Source organism: Alitiscatomonas sp. (assembly GCF_037242085.1).
Taxonomy (GTDB): domain Bacteria; phylum Bacillota; class Clostridia; order Lachnospirales; family Lachnospiraceae; genus Alitiscatomonas; species Alitiscatomonas aceti.
This window is the reverse complement of the sequence record NZ_JAXXBR010000096.1, coordinates 22,506-44,300: the sequence shown is the minus strand read 5'-3', so window position 1 is coordinate 44,300 and position 21,795 is coordinate 22,506. Positions and strand designations below refer to the sequence as shown.

23 protein-coding genes and 1 tRNA gene are annotated in these 21,795 nt (G+C 55.1%); 20 read left to right on the top strand and 4 right to left on the bottom strand.

Annotated features, from left to right (window positions below; translation table 11 throughout):
* Positions 1-23: 23 nt before the first annotated feature.
* Together WIH05_RS10205 and WIH05_RS10200 are read left to right on the top strand one after the other, a co-directional pair.
* Positions 24-806 (top strand): EFR1 family ferrodoxin, encoded by a 783-nt coding sequence (locus WIH05_RS10205; RefSeq protein ID WP_022273072.1) that lies wholly within the window; start codon positions 24-26, stop codon positions 804-806.
* 56 nt (positions 807-862) lie between these two features.
* Positions 863-934 (top strand) — tRNA-Arg (locus WIH05_RS10200).
* Positions 935-990: 56 nt separating this feature from the next.
* On the opposite strand, the gene WIH05_RS10195 is transcribed toward WIH05_RS10200, so the two are convergent.
* Complete coding sequence (locus WIH05_RS10195; protein ID WP_337425332.1) at positions 991-1,458, bottom strand: ATPase P; 468 nt, start codon at positions 1,456-1,458, stop codon at positions 991-993.
* 201 nt (positions 1,459-1,659) lie between these two features.
* Here WIH05_RS10195 and WIH05_RS10190 point away from each other — a divergent pair, with 201 nt between their 5' ends.
* The 4 genes from WIH05_RS10190 to WIH05_RS10175 all read left to right on the top strand — a co-directional run bounded on the left by WIH05_RS10190 (position 1,660) and on the right by WIH05_RS10175 (position 5,275).
* The gene (locus WIH05_RS10190) at positions 1,660-2,676 is read left to right on the top strand and encodes a phosphate ABC transporter substrate-binding protein (protein WP_022273070.1); all 1,017 of its coding nucleotides are present in this window, start codon (positions 1,660-1,662) and stop codon (positions 2,674-2,676) included.
* Positions 2,677-2,826: 150 nt separating this feature from the next.
* On the top strand, positions 2,827-3,702 hold the full coding sequence (gene pstC, locus WIH05_RS10185) for a phosphate ABC transporter permease subunit PstC (RefSeq protein ID WP_022273069.1): 876 nt from the start codon (positions 2,827-2,829) through the stop codon (positions 3,700-3,702).
* Positions 3,699-4,541, top strand: coding sequence for an ABC transporter permease subunit (locus WIH05_RS10180; protein ID WP_022273068.1), 843 nt, complete (start codon positions 3,699-3,701; stop codon positions 4,539-4,541). The genes pstC and WIH05_RS10180 overlap by 4 nt, the downstream gene beginning before the upstream one ends.
* Positions 4,526-5,275: a phosphate ABC transporter ATP-binding protein gene (locus tag WIH05_RS10175; RefSeq protein WP_158359814.1), complete on the top strand. Its 750-nt coding sequence runs from the start codon at positions 4,526-4,528 to the stop codon at positions 5,273-5,275. Before WIH05_RS10180 ends, WIH05_RS10175 begins: the two co-directional genes overlap by 16 nt.
* Before the next feature lie 15 nt (positions 5,276-5,290).
* On the opposite strand, the gene WIH05_RS10170 is transcribed toward WIH05_RS10175, so the two are convergent.
* Positions 5,291-6,304: an asparaginase gene (locus WIH05_RS10170; protein WP_022273066.1), complete on the bottom strand. Its 1,014-nt coding sequence runs from the start codon at positions 6,302-6,304 to the stop codon at positions 5,291-5,293.
* 120 nt (positions 6,305-6,424) lie between these two features.
* Between WIH05_RS10170 and WIH05_RS10165 the strand changes: the two genes are divergently transcribed.
* The 10 genes from WIH05_RS10165 to tsaA all read left to right on the top strand — a co-directional run bounded on the left by WIH05_RS10165 (position 6,425) and on the right by tsaA (position 16,263).
* Positions 6,425-6,604 (top strand): DUF4250 domain-containing protein, encoded by a 180-nt coding sequence (locus WIH05_RS10165; RefSeq protein WP_022273065.1) that lies wholly within the window; start codon positions 6,425-6,427, stop codon positions 6,602-6,604.
* A gap of 60 nt (positions 6,605-6,664) precedes the next feature.
* Positions 6,665-7,096: a hypothetical protein gene (locus tag WIH05_RS10160; RefSeq protein WP_022273064.1), complete on the top strand. Its 432-nt coding sequence runs from the start codon at positions 6,665-6,667 to the stop codon at positions 7,094-7,096.
* A gap of 147 nt (positions 7,097-7,243) precedes the next feature.
* Positions 7,244-7,987, top strand: coding sequence for a lysophospholipid acyltransferase family protein (locus WIH05_RS10155; protein ID WP_022273063.1), 744 nt, complete (start codon positions 7,244-7,246; stop codon positions 7,985-7,987).
* Positions 7,974-9,110: a bifunctional chorismate mutase/prephenate dehydratase gene (locus WIH05_RS10150; protein WP_158358805.1), complete on the top strand. Its 1,137-nt coding sequence runs from the start codon at positions 7,974-7,976 to the stop codon at positions 9,108-9,110. Before WIH05_RS10155 ends, WIH05_RS10150 begins: the two co-directional genes overlap by 14 nt.
* Positions 9,111-9,124: 14 nt before the next feature.
* Positions 9,125-10,690 (top strand): exopolyphosphatase, encoded by a 1,566-nt coding sequence (locus tag WIH05_RS10145; protein ID WP_022273061.1) that lies wholly within the window; start codon positions 9,125-9,127, stop codon positions 10,688-10,690.
* A gap of 1 nt (position 10,691) precedes the next feature.
* Complete coding sequence (locus tag WIH05_RS10140; protein WP_337425331.1) at positions 10,692-12,848, top strand: RNA degradosome polyphosphate kinase; 2,157 nt, start codon at positions 10,692-10,694, stop codon at positions 12,846-12,848.
* A 15-nt stretch (positions 12,849-12,863) separates the two neighbouring features.
* The gene (locus WIH05_RS10135) at positions 12,864-13,757 is read left to right on the top strand and encodes a patatin family protein (RefSeq protein WP_022273059.1); all 894 of its coding nucleotides are present in this window, start codon (positions 12,864-12,866) and stop codon (positions 13,755-13,757) included.
* Positions 13,750-14,499, top strand: a complete 750-nt coding sequence (locus WIH05_RS10130; protein ID WP_022273058.1) for a zinc ribbon domain-containing protein — start codon at positions 13,750-13,752, stop codon at positions 14,497-14,499. Before WIH05_RS10135 ends, WIH05_RS10130 begins: the two co-directional genes overlap by 8 nt.
* Before the next feature lies 1 nt (position 14,500).
* Positions 14,501-15,577, top strand: a complete 1,077-nt coding sequence (locus WIH05_RS10125) for a tartrate dehydrogenase (RefSeq protein WP_022273057.1) — start codon at positions 14,501-14,503, stop codon at positions 15,575-15,577.
* Positions 15,577-16,263, top strand: coding sequence for a tRNA (N6-threonylcarbamoyladenosine(37)-N6)-methyltransferase TrmO (gene tsaA / locus WIH05_RS10120; protein ID WP_022273056.1), 687 nt, complete (start codon positions 15,577-15,579; stop codon positions 16,261-16,263). Before WIH05_RS10125 ends, tsaA begins: the two co-directional genes overlap by 1 nt.
* A 53-nt stretch (positions 16,264-16,316) precedes the next feature.
* On the opposite strand, the gene WIH05_RS10115 is transcribed toward tsaA, so the two are convergent.
* Positions 16,317-17,777 (bottom strand): DUF1576 domain-containing protein, encoded by a 1,461-nt coding sequence (locus WIH05_RS10115; protein WP_022273055.1) that lies wholly within the window; start codon positions 17,775-17,777, stop codon positions 16,317-16,319.
* 265 nt (positions 17,778-18,042) lie between these two features.
* On the opposite strand from WIH05_RS10115, the gene WIH05_RS10110 reads away from it, so the two are divergent.
* From WIH05_RS10110 to WIH05_RS10100, 3 genes are all read left to right on the top strand, one after another.
* A complete protein-coding gene (locus WIH05_RS10110) occupies positions 18,043-18,189 on the top strand; it encodes a hypothetical protein (RefSeq protein ID WP_337425330.1) in 147 nt (48 codons plus the stop codon).
* Between the two features lie 141 nt (positions 18,190-18,330).
* Positions 18,331-19,401 (top strand): DUF4118 domain-containing protein, encoded by a 1,071-nt coding sequence (locus tag WIH05_RS10105; protein WP_022273053.1) that lies wholly within the window; start codon positions 18,331-18,333, stop codon positions 19,399-19,401.
* Complete coding sequence (locus WIH05_RS10100; protein WP_158358798.1) at positions 19,392-20,099, top strand: response regulator transcription factor; 708 nt, start codon at positions 19,392-19,394, stop codon at positions 20,097-20,099. The genes WIH05_RS10105 and WIH05_RS10100 overlap by 10 nt, the downstream gene beginning before the upstream one ends.
* Here the strand turns inward: WIH05_RS10100 and pdaA are convergent.
* Positions 20,096-20,905, bottom strand: coding sequence for a delta-lactam-biosynthetic de-N-acetylase (gene pdaA / locus WIH05_RS10095; protein WP_022273051.1), 810 nt, complete (start codon positions 20,903-20,905; stop codon positions 20,096-20,098). The two genes, WIH05_RS10100 and pdaA, sit on opposite strands and share 4 nt — an antisense overlap.
* Before the next feature lie 128 nt (positions 20,906-21,033).
* On the opposite strand from pdaA, the gene WIH05_RS10090 reads away from it, so the two are divergent.
* Positions 21,034-21,672 carry a type II CAAX endopeptidase family protein gene (locus WIH05_RS10090; RefSeq protein ID WP_022273050.1) on the top strand — a complete coding sequence of 213 codons (639 nt, stop codon included), beginning with the start codon at positions 21,034-21,036 and terminating at the stop codon, positions 21,670-21,672.
* Positions 21,673-21,795: the final 123 nt, after the last annotated feature.

The window sequence follows — 21,795 nt, the reverse complement described above, 5'->3', positions numbered from 1 at the left end:
ATAAAACCAATGGAGGAAGGAATATGATCTTATATTTTACAGGAACGGGAAACAGCGCTTTTATTGCAAAGCGGATCGCAGAAAAAACGGGAGATACGGCTGTGGATGTGTTTCCCATGATAAGGGAGAACGATTATGGGAGGCTCAGCTCCAGCCGGCCGTTTGTGGTGGTCTGCCCTACCTATGGCTGGCAGATCCCCCATGTGCTGGGAAACTGGCTGAAGAAAACGAGGCTTTCAGGAAGCCGGAAGCTGTACTTTGTAATGACCTGCGGCGACGGGATCGGAAATGCCGGAGGGTATGCAAAACGGTTCTGTGAAAAAAAGGGAATGGAATATATGGGCTGTGGAAAAGTAGTGATGCCGGAAAATTATGTGGCCATGTTCCCGGTGCCGGACAGGACGGAGGCAGAACGGATCATCGGGAAGGCTATCCCCCAGGCGGACCAGATCGCAGAACACATCAGAAAAGAGAATCCGCTTCCGAAGGCGGAGATCTCGCTTCTGGACCGGTTCCTCAGCACCGTGGTGAATCCTGTGTTTTACAAGCTGTTCGTCCATGCGGGAAAATTCAGGACCACGGAAAGGTGTACAGGCTGCGGGGCCTGTGTAAGGCTCTGTCCCCTGTCCAATATCCGTCTGGAGGACGGGAGCCCTGTGTGGGGATCAGACTGTACCCACTGTATGGCCTGCATCTGCCGGTGTCCGGAACAGGCCATCGAATACGGAAAGGCCAGTCTGGGAAAACCCAGATACCAATGTCCGGGAGCCGGGGAGGGAAATAGGGGGCCGCAAAAAAATATATAAAAAATTTGCAGGAACCCCTTGCAAGTTTTGAAAAAGTGTTGTATTATATAAAAGATGCATCTGTAGCTCAGTGGATAGAGCAATGGCCTCCGGAGCCGTGTGCGTAGGTTCGATTCCTATCAGATGCATTTTTTTGTTGCAGAAAATGCCTTTGGCGGCTTCCGGGCGGGAGCCAGGCGCGGGCCTAGCCCCGCAGGTCTGCCGCCAGCCGCTTTGGTTTTTCCAGAAGGGCCAGGGCATCCAGAATGGATGTGGTACACAGGTCCGTACAGCTTAAGAGCTTTGAATAAGCGCCTTCTGTTCCGATGACGGAGATGGAAAGGGCGCTTTCTTTGCACATAAGGCAGTCGTTGCGGCCATTGCCGATGGAAACGCAGCGCTCCGGCCCCAGGGAGCGGACGATGGCCAGCTTGGAATCCATGGCAGAGCCGGCCGGAAAGGTCTGGATGGTCAGAGGAAGTCCCTGGCACATGGCCCTGGCGGTCCCGTGGGTATCCGCGGTGAGGACATGGATCTGGAGATCCTTTGAAAGGCGGACCAGGGCCTCCTTTACCTCAAGAGGGATCTGGCCGTCCACGGCGATGGTTCCGTTATAATCTAAAACGAGAAAGGACAGGTCTAAGGTTTTATAGCCTGGGATCTGGATGTTCATGATTGCTCTCCCTATGTATATTTTTATGAAGCGTTTCTATTATAGCACGGAGCTTCCAGGGATGCCAGGAGACCCAGGATAGATTTTCTGTAAAAGCCTCAGATGCCATATAGAAAAATTCAATTAGCTTTTTACAGCTTCCGAGACTATACTTGATATGTTTGAGATTTTATCCCAATATTATCTAAGGAGGAAAAGAGAATGAAAAAGAATCTTGCGAAGCTTCTGGCTGTGTCCGTATCCATGGGAATGCTGACGGCATGCGGAGGAAACGGCGGGAAGACAGAGACCACGGCGGCAGAGACAAAGGCAGCTGAGACTACGGCGGCAGAGACAAAAGCGGAGGAGACAAAGGAAACTGAGACCACAGCAGCGGAAAAGGAAGAAGAGAAATTCCAGGCCTCCGTGCTGTTCTGCGGCTCCACCTCCCTTTATCCGATCATGTCCTCACTGGCCTCTTCTTTTACAGAGGAATTCGTGACCTGGGATAAGGTGGATCCGTCCTTCCCGGCTGAGAATATTTCCATTTATGTGGCTCCGGGCGGCTCCGGCGTGGGAGTCAGCGCAGCTGTCGATAAGACTGCGGACTTTGGTATGGTGGCGAGAGCCATGAAGGATAAAGAGGTGGAGGAACTGGGAGCCGATTACCAGTCCTTTATCGTTGCCAGGGATGCCCTGACGGTTTCCGTCAATGCAGAGAATCCCATCTGCGGAGTAACGGACGATCTGACCACCGATCAGATCCGCCAGATCTTCGCAGGAGAGATCACCACCTGGGATCAGGTGGATGCTTCCCTTCCGGCGGAGACGATCAACGTATATATCCGCGATCTGTCCGGCGGAGCCTATGAGGTATTCCAGAAATCTGTCATGGGCGACAGCGAGGTGACCGCATCTGCGACCCAGTCCGCATCCATGACGGAACTGGCTACAAACATTGCCAATGATCCGTGGGGGATCGGCTACGCAGGCTTCGGTGCGTACAATAAGGCCAATGCTGAGAAGCAGGTCCTTCAGGCTATGAAGGTAGACGGCGTTGAGCCCACAGTGGAGAATATCGTTGGGGATACCTATAAGATCCAGCGTCCCGTTATGTTCGTGACCGGTGATGCGGTCAGCCCCTCTGAGCAGGCGTTCATTGATTACATCTTCTCCCAGACTGGCTACGATGTGACAGAGGCCAACGGATATATCCCGGCCTTTACTGTGGGAGAATAAACTCTGACAATCGAAAAAAGTCCAATAGGATCAAAGCTGGGGGAATGGCAGAGGACCGGGGATGCCGGGAATTCTGCCGCCCCCAGTATCTGTATGTAAGAGACAGAAAGAAAGCCCTTTGCAGGGCTGTCCTGTTGATGGAGAGGTGCGATGAGAAAGAAGCTGGATAAGATTTTTGCGTTTTTTATCTGCGGGATGACGGTCTTTTCCATTCTGGTACTGGGATTTGTCATTTATTTTATCGTCCGGGAAGCCCTGCCCCTGTTTTCTGAGGTAAGCGTCCTGGACTTTCTGTTTGGAAGCAGGTGGATGCCTGTGGACTATACCGGGACGGTCTCGTTTGGGATCTTCAACTTCATTGCCGCTACGATAGCAGTCTCCTTTACCGCCTTGGCCCTGGCTCTGGGAGCAGGGCTGGGAGCGGCGGTATTCCTGGCGTTTGTTGCAACGGAACGGCTGCGGAGCTTTTTGTATCCCTTTGTGGACCTTCTGGCTGGTATCCCTTCGGTGATCTATGGGTTTGTTGGCCTGCAGGTGTTAGTGAAGCTGTTTTTAAAGGCCGGAGTGCCCACCGGCTCCTGCGTTCTGGCGGCAGGGATCCTGCTGGCGGTGATGCTCCTTCCCTTCCTGGTGTCCTCCTGCTGCGAGACCATGCTGAAGGAAAAGGAAAAATATGAGCTGGCGGCCTGTGCCCTGGGCGTTTCACGATGGTATGCGGCTGCAACCGTGATCCTTCCTGCATCGGGGAGGAACATCCTTCTTTCCATGATCCTGGCCATCGGCCGGGCCATGGGGGAGACCATGGCGGTGATGATGGTCATGGGAAACGCCAATCTGTTCCCGAGGCTCCTGGGAAAGAGCGAGAGCATTGCCTCGGTGATCGCCCTGGAAATGGGGACGGCCGTTTATGGGAGCACCCACTACCATGCGCTTTATGCGGCGGGGATGGTGCTCATGCTCCTGTTGTTCCTCATCAACGGGCTCATTGGCCTGATCCGCAGCCGGATGGAGGGGGAGACGCTATGAGATGGATCGGAACCTTTACGAAAATATGGGCGTATGCAGGCATCAGCGCTGTCTGTGCAGCGGTCCTGTTTCTTTTTGGATACGTTTTTTTCCAGGGGGCCGGGATCATCAGCGTGGAATTTTTGACGGAGGCCCCCAAAGGACTGGTGCTGGGAGAAGAAGGGGGGATCTGGCCTGCCATTGCCGGAAGCCTGTGCTTTACCGGAACGGCCATGGTTCTCGCTTCTGTTCCGGCGGCAGCCTCAGCCCTCTATCTGGTGTTTTATTGCAGGAGCCAGAGGCTCTACCAGGCCATACGCCTGGTGATCCAGTGTATTTCCGGGATCCCGTCCATTGTGCTGGGGCTTTTTGCATACAGCTTTCTGGTACGGGATCTGAATCTGGGCCGATGCATCTTTTCCGCCGGAGTGGCCCTGGCGGTGATGATCCTGCCCTTTATTGAGGTACGGGCTGAAAAGGCGTTCCGGGAGGTACCGGCGGAGTTAATCCGGTCCTCATACAGCCTGGGCTGCTCGAAGCTCTATACGATCACGCGGATCGTGCTGCCGGCGTGCCGGGGGGAACTGGTATCCGGGATCATCCTGGGCGGCTGCTACGCCATGGGAGCCACGGCGCCCATGATCTTTACGGGAGCCGTAGCCTATGCGGCGGTGCCGGACAGTATCTTTTCTCCGGCCATGGCCCTGCCGCTGCACCTGTATCTTCTGGTGGCCCAGGGATCCACATCCATGGATACAGCCTACGGCACGGCCTTTGTGATGATGGCCATGATACTTTTGAGCAGTCTGCTGGCCACAGCTTACGCAAGGAGGAGTCAGAACCGATGGAAGAGATCCTGATGCTTAAAAATGTCAGTGTTTTTTACGGGGAGCATCCCGTATTAAAGGATGTGAACATGGGGATCCGGCCGGGCCGGATCCTGGCGGTCATGGGACCGTCCGGAAGCGGAAAGACCACGCTCCTGCGGGCGCTGAACGGTCTTTTGTGGGAAGAGCCGGAGGCAGAGATGAAGGGGGAGATCTGTCTTCTGGGACGGGACACCCGCACCATGGACCGGGAGGAGCTGCGCCGGAGGGTGGGGCTGGTATTCCAGACGCCCCAGCCGTTTCCGTTTTCCATTTATAAAAATATGACCTATGCTCCCAGATACTATGGGATCCGGAAGAAGGAGCAGCTGGAGGAGATCGTAAGGGAGAAGCTTATGATGGCGGGCCTGTATGAGGAAGTAAAGGGTGAACTTTCCAAAAGCGCACTGAAGCTTTCCGGCGGGCAGAAGCAGCGGCTTTGTATCGCCAGAGCGCTGACGGCGGAGCCGGAGGTGCTGCTCCTGGACGAGCCCTGCTCTGCCCTGGATGTGAAGGCATCAGCGGTGATCGAGGAGACCCTTCTCGGCCTTAAGGAACGCTATACCATCGTCATCGTCACCCACAACATTGCCCAGGCCAGGCGGATCGCCGACGACGCGGCTTTTTTCTCCGAGGGGCGTCTTGTGGAATACGGAAAGGCAGAGACTCTGTTCACAGCTCCGGAAAAAGAAGAGACCCGGTCATTTCTGACCGGGGTCTGCGGATGATCCTCTGGTATGGGGCTATTTCGTCACGGCCTTCCATAAAATATCGTGGCCCACGGTCTGGTAGAACATTTCCTTTACCTGCTCCGGCTCCTTTGTCTGGCCCAGGATCCACATGAGCTTGGTAACCGTGGCTTCCAGGGTCATATCGTAGGATTCGATGAGGCCGAAGGCGTTTTTGATCTTCTGGCCCACTTCATAAACGGACATGTTGCTGCCCTCCTGGGTCACCTGGGTGGTCATCACCACGATCTTTCCGGCCTGGGTCATTTTTTCGATGGAGTGGTAGAAATCACCGGACTCATAGGAGGGAAGACCGCCGACTCCAAAGGACTCGATGACCACAGCGTCGTAATGCTCTCCCATATAGTCCAGGATGGAGGACTCCATGGACGGGATCAGCTTTAAGAGAGCCACCCGGTCGTCCAGATCATGGTAGAATCGGACATTTTCCCGGTCCTGCCATTTGTCGTCGATGTAGAACAGGATGTGCTCGTCCTGGATCACTGCCAGATAGGGGAAGTTGATGCTGGAAAAGGCATTGTAGCTCTTGGTGCGCTCCTTCTTTCCGCGGGTGCCGGCGATGACCTTTCCGTCAAAGACGATATTTACGCCGTGGGCCCGTTCACAGGAGGCGAACCGCAGGCTGTCCAGCAGGTTGGTGCGGGCGTCGGTCACATCCAGGTCGATGGGCTTCTGTGCGCCGGTGATGACGATGGGCTTTTTGGAGTGCTGGACCAGATAGGACATGGCGGCAGCAGTATAGGCCATGGTATCGGTGCCGTGGCAGATCACAAAGCCGTCGTAGTTATCGTAATTTTCCTCCAGCACATGGCATAAAAGCTGCCAGTGCTTCGGATGGATATTGGTGCTGTCGATATTTAAGACCTGGATGGCCTCCACTTCACAAAAGGAACGGGCCGCCGGAACGTAGGACAGAAGCTCGTCTCCCGTAAGGAGCGGCGTCAGTCCGGAATCTCCGTGCTTGCAGGCGATGGTGCCCCCGGTCCCTAAAAGAAGAATATGTTTCATAGATGTATCCCCTTTCGTAGATATCATAGATACTGGTGATCGCTTTTTACCAATCATACCAAAAATCGACGGGAGGTTCAACTGTATGGAGAAGAAAATAAGAAAAAGGAGGTGACCGCCATGACTGGAATCCCCAGAGATCCTGTGATGCTTTTAAGCTACATCAATACCCAGCTGAGAGACTTTTATCCCAGCCTCGAAGAGCTTTGCAGCGCCCTTTCCCTGGATCGGGAAACCCTGGATGAGACCCTTTCGTCCATTGATTATTTTTACGACAGGGATAAGAACCAGTATCTGTAAAGCACGTCTTTCTGCATATCCGGCGGCATTTTCTGCCACACTGTTCCTATGGAAAACAGAATGAAGGATTTTTTAAAATGCGGCGCCGCCGGGTGGTGCATGGAGATCATATTTACGTCCCTGGTCTCCCTGGCCTCCGGCGACCGGAGGCTTGTGGGGAAGACCTCTCTTTTTATGTTCCCCATTTACGGCATGGGGGCCTTTCTGGGCCCTTTCTGCCGGAGTCTGGACCGGTATCTTCTCCGGCCGGGAAAAACGGATCCGGCGGACCGGCTCCTGCGTCATGGACTGAGGGACATGGCGCTTATTTTTACTGCGGAATATGTGACAGGGCGGCTCCTCCGGTCCCTTAGGGCCTGCCCCTGGGATTACACCGGCTGCCGGTTCAGTGTGGACGGCCTCATACGGCTGGATTTTGCCCCGCTCTGGTTCGGGGCCGGACTTTTGTTTGAGAGGATCACCCAGGGAAAAGATCCGGTAAATCCTGCGTAAAGAAGATGTAAAACGGCGGGAAATCCCGGGGATTTTCTTGCAATCGGCAGGATAGTTTTATATAATAGGAAGATGACGCCGGGGCCGCCGGGACAGGACAAAAGCGGCCGCCTGGAAACCGTCAAAAATACGAAAAAGGTGAGGATTATGATTCGACTTATTTTAGTGGCTGTGACGCTGATCGGTTTTCTGACCCTGGGATATCCGCTTCTGGCGGCCCAGAATTCTCTTGGAAAAAAGGATCCCCATGCCAGGGACGTGGAGAGCCTTAAGATCGTCCAGTATATGTTTTCCCTGATCCTGAAGCTGGCGGGGATCACTGTCACCGTCAAAGGGGCGGAGAATATACCCAGAGACAGGGCGGTGCTTTTTGTGGGAAACCACAGGAGCTATTTTGACATCCTGGTGGGCTACACCACAGTACCGGGCTTCGTGGGTTTTGTGGCGAAAAAGGAGATGGAGAAGATCCCCCTTTTAAGGAGCTGGATGAAGAACGTCAACTGCCTGTTCCTGGACAGAAAGGATATCAAGGCCGGTCTAAAAACGATCCTGGAGGGGATCGAAAAGGTAAAAAACGGGATCTCCGTCTGGATCTTTCCCGAGGGTACCAGAAACCGGAATAAGGATCTGAAGGAGCTTCTGGTATTTAAAGAGGGGAGTCTTAAGATCGCGGAAAAATCCGGCTGTCCGGTGGTTCCTGTGGCAATGGTGGGAACGGCAGAGGCCTTTGAAAGCCATTTTCCGTTTATCCGTCCGTCCCATGTGACGGTTTATTATGGAGAGCCGTTTTATATAAAGGAGCTGGAGCCGGACCAGAGAAAGCACGCTGGAGCCTACACAAGAGAGAAAATCGTAAAAATGCTGGGGGAGATACAGAATGAAAACGCCTGATCTGAAGGAATGCAGGGAAAAGCTGGACGGGATCGACCGGGAGATCGTCCGGCTGTTTGAGGAACGCATGGCCGTCTGCGGCCAGGTGGCAGAGTATAAGATCGAGACAGGAAAGGCCGTTTACGACGGAGAGCGGGAAAAGCAGAAGCTTGCCGCAGTCCGGGAGATGGCAGCGGGAGACCAGAATAAGGAGGCGGTGGAGGAGCTGTTCACACAGCTCATGACCATGAGCCGCAGATACCAGTACAGCCTTCTGTGCGCCAGGAAAAAAACACCGCCCCTGGGCTTTACAGAGGTGGAGGAGATCCGGAAAAGGGACGTCCGGGTGGTGTTCCAGGGCGTGGAGGGCGCGTACAGCCACGCGGCCGTCCGCATGTATTTCGGGGAGGATGCAGACGCCTACCATGTGGAAAAATTCGAGGACACGATCAGGGAGCTGGAGAGGGGGCAGGCGGATTATGCAGTGCTTCCCATTGAAAACTCCACCGCCGGCTTCGTTATCACCAACTATGACCTGTTATCCAGATATGACAATTATATCGTGGGAGAGATCTATGTGCCTGTGGACCATGTGCTCTTAGGGGTCCCCGGAGCGTCAGTCTCAGATGTGAAGACGGTGTATTCCCATAACCAGGCGCTGATGCAGTGCTCAGAGTATCTGGACAGCCACGGGGACTGGAACCAGGTAAGCGTGTTAAATACGGCGGCTGCCGCAAAAAAGGTCATGGAGGAAGGGGATAAGACCCAGGCAGCCGTGGCCAGCCGTACCGCCGGAGAGCTTTACGGCCTTGCGGAGCTTAAGACCTCCATCAGCAATGAGAGGGGAAATACCACCCGGTTCCTGGTGCTCTCCAGAGAGCCGGTCTATGAGAAAAAGGCGTCTAAGGTGACCGTCACCTTTGAAGTCCCCCATGTCAGCGGTTCCCTGTATAAGATCCTTGGAAATTTTATCTTCAACGGAGTCAACATGCGTATGATCGAGTCCAGGCCCATCCCCGACAAGCCCTTTGAATACCGGTTTTTTGTGGATATCGAAGGGAATCTGAGCCATGCTCCGGTGCATAACGCCCTGGCAGGGATCCAGGCCGAGGCCTCGTCCATGAAGATTCTGGGCAATTATTAGGAGGGGTGCGTAAAATGGCAGTCCGTATGTTTGCAGCCATTGAGGTGGGGTCCTTTGAGCTGGAGATGGGGATCTATGAGATCTCCGGGAAAAACAGGATCCGGCAGGTGGATCACGTCCGTCATGTGATCTCCCTGGGAAGCGATACATATAATGACAGGAAGATCAGCTACGAAATGGTGGAGGAGCTGTGCCGGGTTCTGGAGGACTTTTCCAGGATCATGAAGGGCTACCGGATCACTGAATACCGGGCCTATGCCACCAGCGCCATGCGGGAGGCGAAGAACAGCCGGATCGTTCTGGAGCAGATCCGGGTCCGCACCGGGCTTACGGTCCAGATCATCAGCAACTCAGAACAGAGACTTCTGACCTATAAGGCCCTGGCTGTGGCAGACGATGAGTTTGACCGGAACATCCGCAAGGGAACGGCCATCCTGGACGTGGGGTTTGGAAGCATGCAGATCTCCCTGTTTGACGAAAAGCTCCTGGTATCCACAGAAAACCTTCCCCTGGGTGTCCTAAGGATCGGAGAGCTTTTAAAGAACGTAAGCTCCACTGCAGAGGGGACCCGGCGGATCATCGGGGAAATGGTGGAAAGCGAGCTCTCCAACTACCAGAAGATGTACCTGGAGGAGCGCCGGATCAAGCATGTCATCGGAACTGGAGAGAATATCATGTACCTGTTCCGGTACGAGGACGGGGGAAAACCGCTCCAGTGGGTCACCAGGGAGCAGTTCGACCGCCTTTATGAAAGATTGTCCGGGATGGATCCAGAAGCGGTGGAGGAGCAGTTCGGCGTCAGCGCAGAGTATGCGCCCCTGCTTCTTCCCAGCGCTGTCATTTATAAAAAGTTCCTGGAAATGACCGGGGCCGAGGCCATCTGGATCCCGGGGACCAGGCTCTGCGACGGGATCGCAGCCGAATATGCCCTGGATAAGAAGCTGATCCAGCTGAAGCATAATTTCGACAACGACATCATAAGCGCATCCCGGGACATGGCCAGGCGCTACCGGTGCCAGGGCAGCCATTCAGACCTGGTGGAGTCCTATGTGCTCCAGATCTTCGACGCCATGAAGCGCTATCATAAAATGGGAAGCAGAGAGCGGCTGCTCCTGCAGATCGCCGTGATCATCCACTCCTGCGGAAAATTCATCAGTGTCAGGAATGCCAATGAATGTGCATATAATATCATCATGTCCACGGAGATCATCGGCCTCTCCCACCTGGAACGGGAGATCGTTGCCAATGTGGTCCGCTACAACATCCGGGATTTCGACTATAACATGGTCCGCATGGAGGCTGGTCCGGAGCTGTCCTCCGGCTCTCTTCCCGACCAGAGCGACGCCACGATCCTGACCGCGAAGCTCACGGCCATGCTCCGGCTGGCCAATTCCATGGACAGGAGCCACGGGCAGAAGCTTAAGGACTGCAGGATCACAGTGAAGGATAAGACACTTACGGTGTCTGCGGAATATTCCGGGGATATTACCCTGGAGGCGGTTTCCTTTGAACAGAAGGCGGCTTTCTTTGAAGAGATCTTTGGGATCCGCCCGGTGCTGAAGCAGAAAAGGAGAGTATAAAATGGCAGCAAAAGAGACCTGTTTTACAGATCCGTCCAATTACGTAAATAGAGAACTGAGCTGGCTGGAGTTCGACCACCGTGTCCTGGGAGAGGCCAGGGATAAGACGACGCCCCTGTTTGACCGGCTGAAATTTTTAAGCATCACCGCCTCCAACCTGGATGAGTTTTTCATGGTCCGGGTGGCGTCCTTAAAGGACATGGTCCATGCAGGCTACACAAAGCCGGACATCGCGGGCATGACGCCGGTGGAGCAGCTGGAAAAGATCAGCGCCAGGACCCATGAGCTGGTGGGGCAGCAGTACAGCACCTACAACCGGGCCCTGCTCCCGGCTTTAAAGCAGGCGGGGCTGGAGGTGATCGGACAGCACGAGGATCTGACGAAGGAGCAGGGAGAATTTGTGGACCGGTATTTTAAGGAAGAGGTATATCCGGTCTTAACGCCCATGGCTGTGGATTCCTCCCGTCCCTTTCCCCTGGTCCGCAATAAATCTTTAAATATCGCGGCCCTTTTACGGAAAAAGGAAGGAGACAGGGAGCTGGAATTCGCCATGGTCCAGGTGCCGTCGGTGCTTCCCAGGATCGTCGTCCTTCCGGAAACAGAGAGACCGGACGGAAGCCGCCTCCGCCATGTGATCCTCCTGGAGGAGGTCATCGAGCGGAACATGAAGCAGCTCTTTTTAAATTATGATATCATCACCTCCCATCCCTTCCGGATCATGCGGAACGCCGACTTCTCCCTGGACGAGGAGGAAGCGGTGGATCTTCTGGAGGAGATCGAAAAGCAGTTAAAAAAGAGGCAGTGGGGCGAGGTGATCCGCCTGGAGATCCAGGAAAAGCCGGATAAACGGCTCCTTAAGGTATTAAAAAAGGAGCTGATGGTCAACGAGGAGGATATTTTCCAGATCCCCGGCGCCCTGGACCTGACTTTCCTTATGAAAATGTACGGGATGGAGGGCTTTGACCATTTAAAGACGCCGGGATACACGCCCCAGCCAGTACCGGCGCTGATGAATGACGACGATATCTTCACCAATATCCGGAAGGGAGATATCCTGCTGATGCATCCCTATGAAAGCTTCGATCCGGTGGTGGATTTCGTCCGGACGGCGGCAAAGGATCCAGATGTGCTGGCCATCAAGCAGACCCTTTACCGGGTCAGCGGAAATTCCCCCATCATCGCGGCTCTGGCTGCGGCGGCGGAAAACGGGAAACAGGTTTCCGTGCTGGTGGAGCTGAAGGCCAGCTTTGACGAGGAAAATAACATCCTCTGGGCCAAGAAGCTGGAAAAGGCCGGCTGCCATGTGATCTATGGCCTTGTGGGCTTAAAGACCCATTCCAAGATCACGCTGGTGGTCCGCCGGGAAGAGGACGGCATCCGCCGGTACGTGCATCTGGGTACAGGAAACTATAACGACTCCACGGCCAGGCTGTATACGGACTGCGGGATCATGACGTGCCACCCGGAGATCGGCGAGGACGCCACGGCCGTGTTCAATATGCTGTCCGGTTACTCAGAGCCCCTGACCTGGAATATGCTGGCGGTGGCTCCCCTGTGGCTCAGAAATAAGTTCCTGCGGCTCATCGGACGGGAGACGAGACATGCCAGAGAGGGCCGTCCGGCTTCTATTACGGCCAAGATGAACTCCCTCTGCGATAAGGATATCATTGCCGCCCTTTACGAGGCGTCCTGCGCCGGAGTAAAGATCCGTCTTGTGGTGCGGGGCATCTGCTGCTTAAAGGCCGGGATCCGGGGACTTTCAGAGAACATTGAGGTGCGGTCCATTGTGGGAGAATTCCTGGAGCACGCCAGGATCTTTATTTTTGAAAACGACGGTGCGGAAGAGATCTATATGGGAAGCGCCGACTGGATGCCCAGAAACCTGGACCGGCGGGTGGAGATCCTGTTCCCTGTGGTCTGCGAAGCCCTGAAGGACCGGATCCGGAATTACATGGAGTTGGAGCTGGAGGATAATTTAAAGGCCCATGTGCTGCAGCCCGACGGGACCTTTGAAAAGCCCGACCGCAGGGGAAAAGCGCCGGTGGGCTCCCAGGCGGCTCTCTGCGCCCTGGCTGTGAAGGCAGCGGAGGAGGCCAGGAAGAAAAATGGAAGCGAAACGCCGTCCCGGGTGTTTATCCCGGTGGAAAGACAGGAATAAAAAGGAGTCCGTTTAATGGAAGAAACAGTTTATAAAGCGCCCAGAGCCCAGGAAGGCCGGACCGGACTGGTGCTGGAGGGGGGCGGCATGCGGGGGATCTACACCGCCGGGGTGCTGGACGTGTTCATGGAAAACGGCATCGGCTTTGACGGGGTCATGGGAGTTTCCGCAGGAGCGATCCACGGCTGCTCCCTGGTATCCGGCCAGATGGGCCGCAGTATCCGCTATTATAAAAAATACTGCCGGGACAAGCGGTTCATGAGCTGGCAGAATTTTTTCCGCACCGGGGATGTGGTAGATGAAAAGTTCTGCTACCATGACCTGCCGGAGCGGCTGGATCCCTACGATTATGAGGCCTTCAACGCTTCAGATACGGCTTTTTATGTGACCTGCACCAATGTGGAGACCGGAAAGCCGGAATACCTGCGGATCACAGATATGAAAAAGCAGATCGACCTGATGCGGGCGTCGGCTTCGCTGCCCTACGCCTCCAGGATCGTGGAGGCCGGAGGAAAAAAGCTGCTGGACGGCGGCTGCTCCGACAGCATCCCGGTACGGGCCTTCCAGAGACTGGGATACGGGAGGAATGTGGTGGTCCTGACCCGGCCGGAGGGCTATGTGAAAAAGCCGGAGCGGCGGGGGCTGGCCCGGGTCTTCTACCGGAGATATCCGGCCTTTGTGAAGGCCCTGGAGTCCAGGCCGGAAACGTATAACCGTACTGTGCGGGAGATCGGGGAAATGGAGCGGGCCGGGGAGGTCTTTGTGATCCGGCCGTCAGAGGCATTAAAGATCGGCCGTATGTCCCATGACCGGGAGGAGATCGTGGAAGCGTATAAGCTGGGCCGGAGGGACGCGAAAAAGGCTCTGGGAGCTTTAAAGCTATGGCTGGGGGAGAAAAGCAATGGATAAGGCATGGATCTTTCTTCTGATCTTTTTAGGAACGTTAGCAGCAGCGGGAGCCATAAGCGTCTGGATCATCCAGAGAAAGCTGAGACAGGTCTCCAGGTCCATGTTCGGGACCGATTCCCTTTTGGAGGGACTGGAACAGCAGGAGGAGCGGATCGCAGAAACGCCCAGGTCCGTATCCTCCATGACAAGCATATACCTGCCCCAGATCGCAAAGGATTTTCCGGAATTTTCCCTGGAGGAATTTCGGAAAAAATCAGAAAACAGCCTGAACGCGTTCCTGTCTGCTCTGGAGACACAGGAGCTTTCTTCTCTGGCCGGGATCTCTGAAAGCCTGAGGAACCAGGCGCGTCTGCGGATCGATGACCAGGACCGCCAGGGGATCCGGGAGCAGTTCCGGAACGTGAAGATCCACCAGACAGCCATTTCCCGGTATGAAAAGCGTCCCGGCTGCTGTGCGGTGACCTTCCAGTCCGCAGTGGAGTACGTTTATGGAAGGACCAGGAACGGAGAAAAGGAAGTGATGCCGGACCGGATCCAGACCCGGTATGATATGGAATGGATCTATATTCAGGATCCGGAGCGGTACGGACAGGCTGCGGGAGGAGCTGTGGGAGTAAGCTGCCCCAACTGCGGCGCGCCCATTAAAAATCTGGGAGCGAAATTTTGTGAATACTGTGGATCGGCGGTGGAGGTCATCAACAGCCGCGTCTGGTCCCTGGAGCATATAAAGGAGGACAGGTAAGATGAAGACCTATAAGATCGCTGTGATCCCCGGTGACGGCGTAGGGCCGGAGGTTTTAAAAGAGGGAATGAAGGTGCTGAAGCAGGCAGCGGAGTGTTCCGGAGCCTTTTCCTTTGAGGATACCTGGTTTCCCTGGGGCTGCGGGTACTATCTGGAGCATGGGCAGATGATGCCCGGGGATGGGATCCGGATCCTGGAGGGCTTTGACGCCATTTATCTGGGCGCGGTGGGCGATCCCCGGGTGCCGGACCATATTTCCCTGTGGGATCTTCTTTTGAAGATCCGGAAAAGCTTTGACCAGTATGTGAACCTGCGGCCGGTAAAGCTCCTTAGAGGAGCTCCCTGCCCCTTAAAGGATGCGGCCCGGGAGGATATCCATATGACCTTTATCCGGGAAAACAGCGAGGGAGAGTATGCGGGCAGCGGAAGCTGGCTGTTTAAGGGAAAGCCCAATGAGGTGGTGATCCAGGACGGCGTGTTTTCCCGGACCGGCTGCGAGCGGATCATCCGCTACGCCTTTGAGACGGCCAGGAAGGAAAAACGGAGCCTGACCAGCATCAGCAAGGCCAATGCCTTAAACTATTCCATGGTATTCTGGGACCAGATCTTTCAGGAACTGTCCGCGGAGTATCCGGATGTGGAGACCCACTCCTATCTGGTGGATGCAGCCAGTATGTTTATGGTAAAGGATCCGTCCAGATTCCAGGTGGTGGTCACCAGCAATTTGTTTGGAGACATCCTGACAGACCTGGGGGCAGCCATCGCCGGGGGGATGGGACTGGCAGCGGGAGCCAACCTGAATCCGGAACGGAAGTATCCGTCTATGTTTGAGCCCATCCATGGCTCGGCCCCGGATATTGCGGGCCGTGGGATCGCCAACCCCATGGCCTCTGTGTGGGCCGCCTCCCAGATGCTGGATTTCTTTGGCCATGAGGACTGGGGAACACGGGTCCTGGAGGCGCTGGAGGCAGTTTTAGAGGACGGAAGGATCCTGACGCCGGATCTGGGCGGTACGGCTTCCACGTCCCAGGTGGGCGATGCCATTGCCCGGAAGCTGGCAGAGGGAGGAAAGGGCTGATGGATGGCCGGTATTTCCAGGTGATCGCGCGGATCCATACGGATTTTCCCACCAAGTTCGGGATCCCGCGCCAGAGCGGCCTGATCCCGGATCTGAAGGCGGAGATCGTTTTTGAGCCGGAGTACAGGAATCCGGATGCCCTGAGGGGCATTGAGGAGTTTTCCCACCTGTGGCTCATCTGGGAATTTTCCGGGGCTGTCCGGAAGGAATGGTCCCCGACGGTGCGGCCCCCCAGGCTGGGAGGAAATACGCGGATGGGCGTTTTTGCCACCCGGTCCCCCTTCCGGCCCAATCCGGTGGGGCTTTCCTCCGTGCAGCTGGATTCCGTGGAGCTTCACACGGACCGGGGGCCGGTGCTCCATGTTTCCGGCGCAGACCTTATGGACGGGACGCCCATTTACGATATCAAGCCGTATCTGGCCTTTGCAGACAGCCACCCGGATGCCCTGGGGGGCTTTACGGACCAGACCCGGAAATACGGTCTTTCTGTGGAGATCCCGGAAATGCTGCTTGAAAGGATCCAGGAGAAAAAGAGAGAAAGCCTAAAGGCCGTGCTGGCCCACGATCCCAGGCCGTCCTACCAGGACGACCCGGAGCGGGTATACGGCATGGAATTTGCAGGATATGAAATTAAATTCATGGTAGAAAATGGGATCCTCCGGGTCACGGATATTGAGCTCCGCTGAGTCTTAGGAGGGATCCCGGGAGATGCCGGTCTTCGTCAGAGGGCCGGTTTTTTTTATTTTTTTCTTCTCCTCTTTTCTTTTCCCGGCAGCTCCACGATGATCAGATCATTCATGCGGATGGTCTGGTCTTTGAGACGTTCTCTGGCGGAGGGGATGTAGTGTTCCAGGATCGGCAGGAGGATCAGAGCCGTGGTCCCGGCGGTGAAGCCGCCGTTATAAAGCACCAGACCGCCGTGGAGAGCACTGGTGGCCGTACACATGGAGGCGCACATGAAGCCGGCGGCCAGTCCGGCACGGATCCCATAGCGTCCTACGATGGGGCAGAGGCCGGTGGCAAAGGCCACGCCGTTTATGTAGCCCTGGGTAGAGATGGTCCAGGCGATCTCCCGGCCGTCCATGCGGCAGAGCACCAGGGTCACCAGATACAGGAGCAGATATCCTGCCAGAATGGGCCAGACGTTCCTGGGATGCTGTCCCATGGCAGAAAAGGTCAGGGCTGCCACGGTGACGCCGATGGTGGGGCCAGTGAAGCCGGCCCCCTCGGTAAAGTGGGTGATCAGGTGGATGTAAAGAAGGAACAGGAAGCCATAGCAGCCGATGTTGATGAGACAAAGGGGCATGCCGTATTTTTCAGCAAAGTTGCTGGAGTAGCCCGTGTCCGTCACCAGATGGCGGAAGCCCTTAAAGCTCCTTCCGTTGAGGATATATCCGGCTATGGTGCAGAGGGAAAATGCCGCCAGGAAAAAAAGGGTGGCAAAGCTCCGGTAAGACCGGTTAAAGTAGTCGTAAATGACGTTGTCCGCCGTCAGAGCCTGGGGAGGCTCGATTCCCATGGTCCGGTACATGAAATTAAATACAAAAAAGCCGAAGATCCCAAAGGCAAGGCCGCCGTTGTAAAGGTTATAGCCCTTGTGCCACGCCCTGGCTCCGGGAAGGATGGCCGGGAGCACGAAGGCCAGCAGAATGGAAAACAGGATGGCCAGGACCACTCCGGAGACCGTCAGCCGGACCTGTCCGTATACAAAATCGTCTCCCAGGGTGTAGCGGAACAGGAATTCACTGATAAAGGGGGCAAAGGAGGTGGCGAACATACAGATGTGGAGGTTCTCCTTGAAATCCAGCCCCTTCCGCTTCATATAAAGAAAGGGAGCCAGAAAGCACGGCCACATGTTTAAAAAGTTCAGACCGTAAAAACAGTGGGCCACCACAAGAAAGTAGCCTGCCAGGGTATTGGCGTGGGAATCGCCCTTTAACAGCACCATAAAGAAAAAACAGGCCAGGCCGCAGGCTCCGGCATTGAGAAAGGCGCTGGACAGCCCTCCGATGGCCAGATAGTCAGTGACCAGGGGGCAGGGAGAGATCATGATCCTGCGCCAGTCCAGGAAGACGTGGCCCCATTCGCCCACGAAGCAGGCGGCGGCCAGGGAAGCCAGAAGAAAGAGGATGGAAAAGCCCAGGGCAGTGCCGTTGATGATGCGGCTGTTGGAGGCGGGGACAGAGGGACGATGGTTCATGGGGATCTTCTCCTTTGTATCTTTATGCAGGGCAGATGCCGGACGGCGAAGACCGGCTGTATTGCTTATAATTATAGCATCGGGGCAGAGGGCGTTCAAGGAAAACGGAAAAAGTATGTTTTTTTATACAAGAGGAATTGTGCAAAAAATTTGTTAAAAAAATAAAATTCAAAATTAAGTGCCGGTTAAGATGCGTCCTTCTCTATGGATTCCGGGAAAAAGCTGTGTTATGATGCTGTCAGCTTAAGGAAAAGAGGTATGAGATATGGCAAGTGCGATCAGTGTGATTATGATGATCTTAATCGGGCTGGTGGGAGGAGTCCCGACCCTGGCGATCACGGCCTGCATTCCGGTGATGATCGTGTGGAAGATCTACCGGAAGGTAAAAATCGGCTATTCCATCTATCGTTAAAATAAATGTGAAAACTCCTTGTGAAAAGAGTCTGGCCTGCGAAAGGCCGGACTTTTTTCTTTTCCGAAAAACTTAACGGAATCTTAACATAAAAATACGAGGGCATATGGTATACTTGTAAAAATAGAAATGGAGCGTTTCATGAAACAGCATACAGTTATAAAAAACAGCCTGATCACGGCGGGGATCCTGGGGGCGGCCACCGGCTTCTGCTTTCTGATCCAGGAGGCGGCGGAATCCGACACCCATGTGCCCCTTCTGTTCGTCCTGGCGGTGCTTTTTATTTCCAGGTTCACAGACGGATATATTTATGGGATCGTGGCGTCCATGATCGCGGTGGTGGGCGTCAATTATGTGTTCACCTATCCGTATTTTGCCATTGATTTTACCATAACCGGATACCCGGTGACATTCATTGCCATGCTGGCTGTGGCGTGCAGCGTCAGTGCTCTGACGACCCAGATCAAAAAGCAGGAGCAGATCCGCCTGGAGGCAGAAAAGGAAAAGATGCGGGGGAACCTTTTAAGGGCCGTATCCCACGACATACGGACGCCCCTGACCTCCATTATGGGGGCCGCGTCTGTGGTCCTGGAAAATTACGGGGAGCTGTCTGACGAAAAGCGGATGGACTTTTTAAAGGACATCCGGGAGGAGTCCCAGTGGCTCATCCAGATCGTGGAAAACCTCCTTTCCATCACCCGGATCGGCGATAACGGCGGCAGCGCCAGCATCGATAAGCAGGAGGAGATGGTGGAGGAGATCGTGGGCAGCGCGGTGCTGAAATTCCGGAAGCGTTATCCGGATGTGGAGGTGGCCGTCCGGCTCCCGGAGGATCCCCTGCTGGTGCCCATGGATGGCATCCTCATCGAGCAGGTGCTGGTGAACCTGATGGAGAATTCTGTCCTCCATGGAAAACATACCTCAAAAGTGGAGGTCTCCGCAGAAGAAGAGAAGGACCGGGTGGTCTTTTATGTGGATGACGACGGGGCAGGGATCCGTCCATCGGCCCTTCCGAAGCTGTTTGAGGGCACCTTCCGCCAGGGAGATGAGGAGAGCTGCGATTCCAGACGGAATATGGGCATCGGTCTTTCGGTGTGCATGAGCATCATCCGGGCCCACCAGGGAGATATGAAGGCAGAAAACAGGAAAGAGGGAGGAGCCAGGCTGAGCTTCTGGCTTCCCATGGAAAGAGGTACAGATCAGTGGAGATAAAAGACAGGATTTTAGTGGTAGAAGACGACAAGAGGATCAGCAGCTTTTTTAAGACTGTTCTGGAATCCAACCGTTATGACGTGATCATGGCGTCCACCGGCTCGGAGGCGTACAGCCTGATCACATCCCAGTGCCCGGATCTGGTGATCCTGGACCTGGGACTGCCGGATATGGACGGTATGAACATCCTGCGGAGCGTCCGGGAGTGGTCCTCCATGCCGGTGATCGTGGTTTCCGCCAGGACCCATGAGAAGGACAAGGTGGAGGCCCTGGATCTGGGAGCTGACGATTATATCACCAAGCCCTTCGGAACGTCGGAGCTTCTGGCCCGCATCCGCACGGCCATCCGCCATTCCCGGGCGGCCTTTTTAAACCAGGGCGGCGCGCCCACGGGCACCTTTGTATCCGGCGGACTCACCATCGACTATGATAAGCACCGGGTATTTGTGGACGGGACCGATGCGGGACTGACCCAGAACGAGTATAAGATCGTCAGCCTTCTGGGGAAATATGCCGGGAAGGTGATGACCTATGATTCCATCATCAAGGAGATCTGGGGGCCCAACATGAAAAACGACAACCGGATCCTTCGGGTCAACATGGCCAATATCCGCCGGAAGATCGAAAAAAATCCTGCGGAGCCCCAGTATATTTTCACGGAGGTGGGCGTGGGCTACCGGATCGTGGAGCCGGATTAAGGGGCGGCCAGGGCATCGATGGAACGGAAGGTATAGCCCATTTCCTCCCAGCTGGTCAGAAGCTCGTCAAGGATGGCGGCGTTGGTGGAGGAGGTACTGTGGAGAAGGACAATGGCTCCTGGGTGGATACGGCCCAGGAGCTTTTTAAATGCCTCTTCTTTTGAAGGCTGCCTATCCTGGTACCAGTCCACGTAGGCCAGGCTCCAAAAGAAGGTGTGGTAGCCCAGGTCCTTTGCCATCTGAAGGTTTTCCACGCTGTATTTTCCCTGGGGCGGCCGGTAGTATTTTGGCATGGCCTGGCCGCTGATCTCCTGGAATTTTTCCTCCAGGCTGGTGAGCTCCTTCTGAAAGTCTTCCTTTGAAGCGATCTTTGACATGTCCGGGTGGTGATAGGTGTGGTTGGCTACGATGTGGCCTTCGGAGATCATGCGCTTCACCAGGTCCGGGCTGGTCTCCAGGTAGTTTCCCACCACAAAAAAGGCTGCCGGGACCTGGTGCTTTTTCAGGGCGTCCAGGATCGCCGGAGTATTGCCGTTTTCATAACCGGCGTCAAAGGTGAGATAGAGGACCTTTTCATCGGTCATCTGGGCATAGGAGGCGTTGTACTGCATAAGCTCGTCGGCGGTGGCGTTGGCTGTCGGCGGCTTGCCTTCAGTCTGGAAGCTCAGGCCCCAGTTCCCGTCGGCGCTGGCAGCCGCAGGGGCGGCCGGTCCGCTCCTTTGCTCTTTTACAGAAGCGGCCAGGGATCCGGCTCCAAAGGAGAAGCAGAATAAAAGGAGAACAGAGATCATTTTTTTGAAATTCATGAAAGTATCTCCATCCTATACAGATCTTTCTAGGAGCATATGAAAGGGAGCGCTGGGAAATGCCGGGAAACCAGTGGAAACGGAAGGAAAAATGTGGTAAGATAAGCGGGCAGAAAGGATGAGAATATATGAAGATACGGATTCGGAGACTTCTTGTGCCGGTGTTCTGGCTGCTGGCTGTGGCCTGCCTGATCGAGCTTCCCCTGGGGCAGACCACGATTTTTGGAGAGGATGTGATCCTCTGGGACACACTTTTCAGGGCCGTGGCGGCTTCTCCGGTGCTGATCCATTTTTACAGGGAGGACGCGGTGTTCAGAGGAAAGGAACGCTGGGGATGGAAGGAGGCTGCCCTTTGGGCGGCAGCGGGCTTCGGCCTTTCTCTTCTGGCGACCCTGGCAGTCCAGGTCCTTTCACGGGCCGGTCTCCAGGCGGATATGTCCATGGTGGAGGAAAACCTGCTGTCGGGTCCGCTGTGGCTGGAACTTACGGTGCTCCTGGCGGCTTCTCCGTTTCTGGAGGAGATCTTTTTCCGGGGGATCTTATTCCAGCGGCTGAAGGAGCTGATGTCTGTGAAGGCGGCGGCAGTGGTTTCTGCCCTGGTATTCGGCCTGTACCATGGGACTCTCACCCAGGGGATCTATGGATTTTTCATGGGACTGGCGCTGGCCTGGGGCATGGAAAGGACCCAGACGGTGAAAGCGCCGGTGGTGATCCACATGGCAGCCAATCTGGCGGGACTTCTGGCGGCAGCCGTAAATCTGCCATAAAGTCGTAAGAGAAACGTAAATATATCATAATCATAACGTAATGAGGCAATGGTATAATATCATAGACATTATACCATTGCGCATCTGGTTTCTGCGTTTATCGCAGAGATCCAGGCGCTTCAT

What these genes read in the sequence shown, in the direction of transcription:
- WIH05_RS10115 (WP_022273055.1), bottom strand. Translation starts at nt 17,777, where the DNA reads ATGAACCATCGTCCCTCTGTCCCCGCCTCCAACAGCCGCATCATCAAC.
- WIH05_RS10135 (WP_022273059.1), top strand. Translation starts at nt 12,864, where the DNA reads ATGGAAGAAACAGTTTATAAAGCGCCCAGAGCCCAGGAAGGCCGGACC.
- WIH05_RS10205 (WP_022273072.1), top strand. Translation starts at nt 24, where the DNA reads ATGATCTTATATTTTACAGGAACGGGAAACAGCGCTTTTATTGCAAAG.
- tsaA (WP_022273056.1), top strand. Translation starts at nt 15,577, where the DNA reads ATGGATGGCCGGTATTTCCAGGTGATCGCGCGGATCCATACGGATTTT.
- WIH05_RS10175 (WP_158359814.1), top strand. Translation starts at nt 4,526, where the DNA reads ATGGAAGAGATCCTGATGCTTAAAAATGTCAGTGTTTTTTACGGGGAG.
- WIH05_RS10130 (WP_022273058.1), top strand. Translation starts at nt 13,750, where the DNA reads ATGGATAAGGCATGGATCTTTCTTCTGATCTTTTTAGGAACGTTAGCA.
- WIH05_RS10105 (WP_022273053.1), top strand. Translation starts at nt 18,331, where the DNA reads ATGAAACAGCATACAGTTATAAAAAACAGCCTGATCACGGCGGGGATC.
- WIH05_RS10145 (WP_022273061.1), top strand. Translation starts at nt 9,125, where the DNA reads ATGGCAGTCCGTATGTTTGCAGCCATTGAGGTGGGGTCCTTTGAGCTG.
- pdaA (WP_022273051.1), bottom strand. Translation starts at nt 20,905, where the DNA reads ATGAATTTCAAAAAAATGATCTCTGTTCTCCTTTTATTCTGCTTCTCC.
- WIH05_RS10140 (WP_337425331.1), top strand. Translation starts at nt 10,692, where the DNA reads ATGGCAGCAAAAGAGACCTGTTTTACAGATCCGTCCAATTACGTAAAT.
- WIH05_RS10170 (WP_022273066.1), bottom strand. Translation starts at nt 6,304, where the DNA reads ATGAAACATATTCTTCTTTTAGGGACCGGGGGCACCATCGCCTGCAAG.
- WIH05_RS10190 (WP_022273070.1), top strand. Translation starts at nt 1,660, where the DNA reads ATGAAAAAGAATCTTGCGAAGCTTCTGGCTGTGTCCGTATCCATGGGA.
- WIH05_RS10155 (WP_022273063.1), top strand. Translation starts at nt 7,244, where the DNA reads ATGATTCGACTTATTTTAGTGGCTGTGACGCTGATCGGTTTTCTGACC.
- WIH05_RS10125 (WP_022273057.1), top strand. Translation starts at nt 14,501, where the DNA reads ATGAAGACCTATAAGATCGCTGTGATCCCCGGTGACGGCGTAGGGCCG.
- WIH05_RS10090 (WP_022273050.1), top strand. Translation starts at nt 21,034, where the DNA reads ATGAAGATACGGATTCGGAGACTTCTTGTGCCGGTGTTCTGGCTGCTG.
- pstC (WP_022273069.1), top strand. Translation starts at nt 2,827, where the DNA reads ATGAGAAAGAAGCTGGATAAGATTTTTGCGTTTTTTATCTGCGGGATG.
- WIH05_RS10110 (WP_337425330.1), top strand. Translation starts at nt 18,043, where the DNA reads ATGGCAAGTGCGATCAGTGTGATTATGATGATCTTAATCGGGCTGGTG.
- WIH05_RS10195 (WP_337425332.1), bottom strand. Translation starts at nt 1,458, where the DNA reads ATGAACATCCAGATCCCAGGCTATAAAACCTTAGACCTGTCCTTTCTC.
- WIH05_RS10180 (WP_022273068.1), top strand. Translation starts at nt 3,699, where the DNA reads ATGAGATGGATCGGAACCTTTACGAAAATATGGGCGTATGCAGGCATC.
- WIH05_RS10160 (WP_022273064.1), top strand. Translation starts at nt 6,665, where the DNA reads ATGAAGGATTTTTTAAAATGCGGCGCCGCCGGGTGGTGCATGGAGATC.
- WIH05_RS10150 (WP_158358805.1), top strand. Translation starts at nt 7,974, where the DNA reads ATGAAAACGCCTGATCTGAAGGAATGCAGGGAAAAGCTGGACGGGATC.
- WIH05_RS10165 (WP_022273065.1), top strand. Translation starts at nt 6,425, where the DNA reads ATGACTGGAATCCCCAGAGATCCTGTGATGCTTTTAAGCTACATCAAT.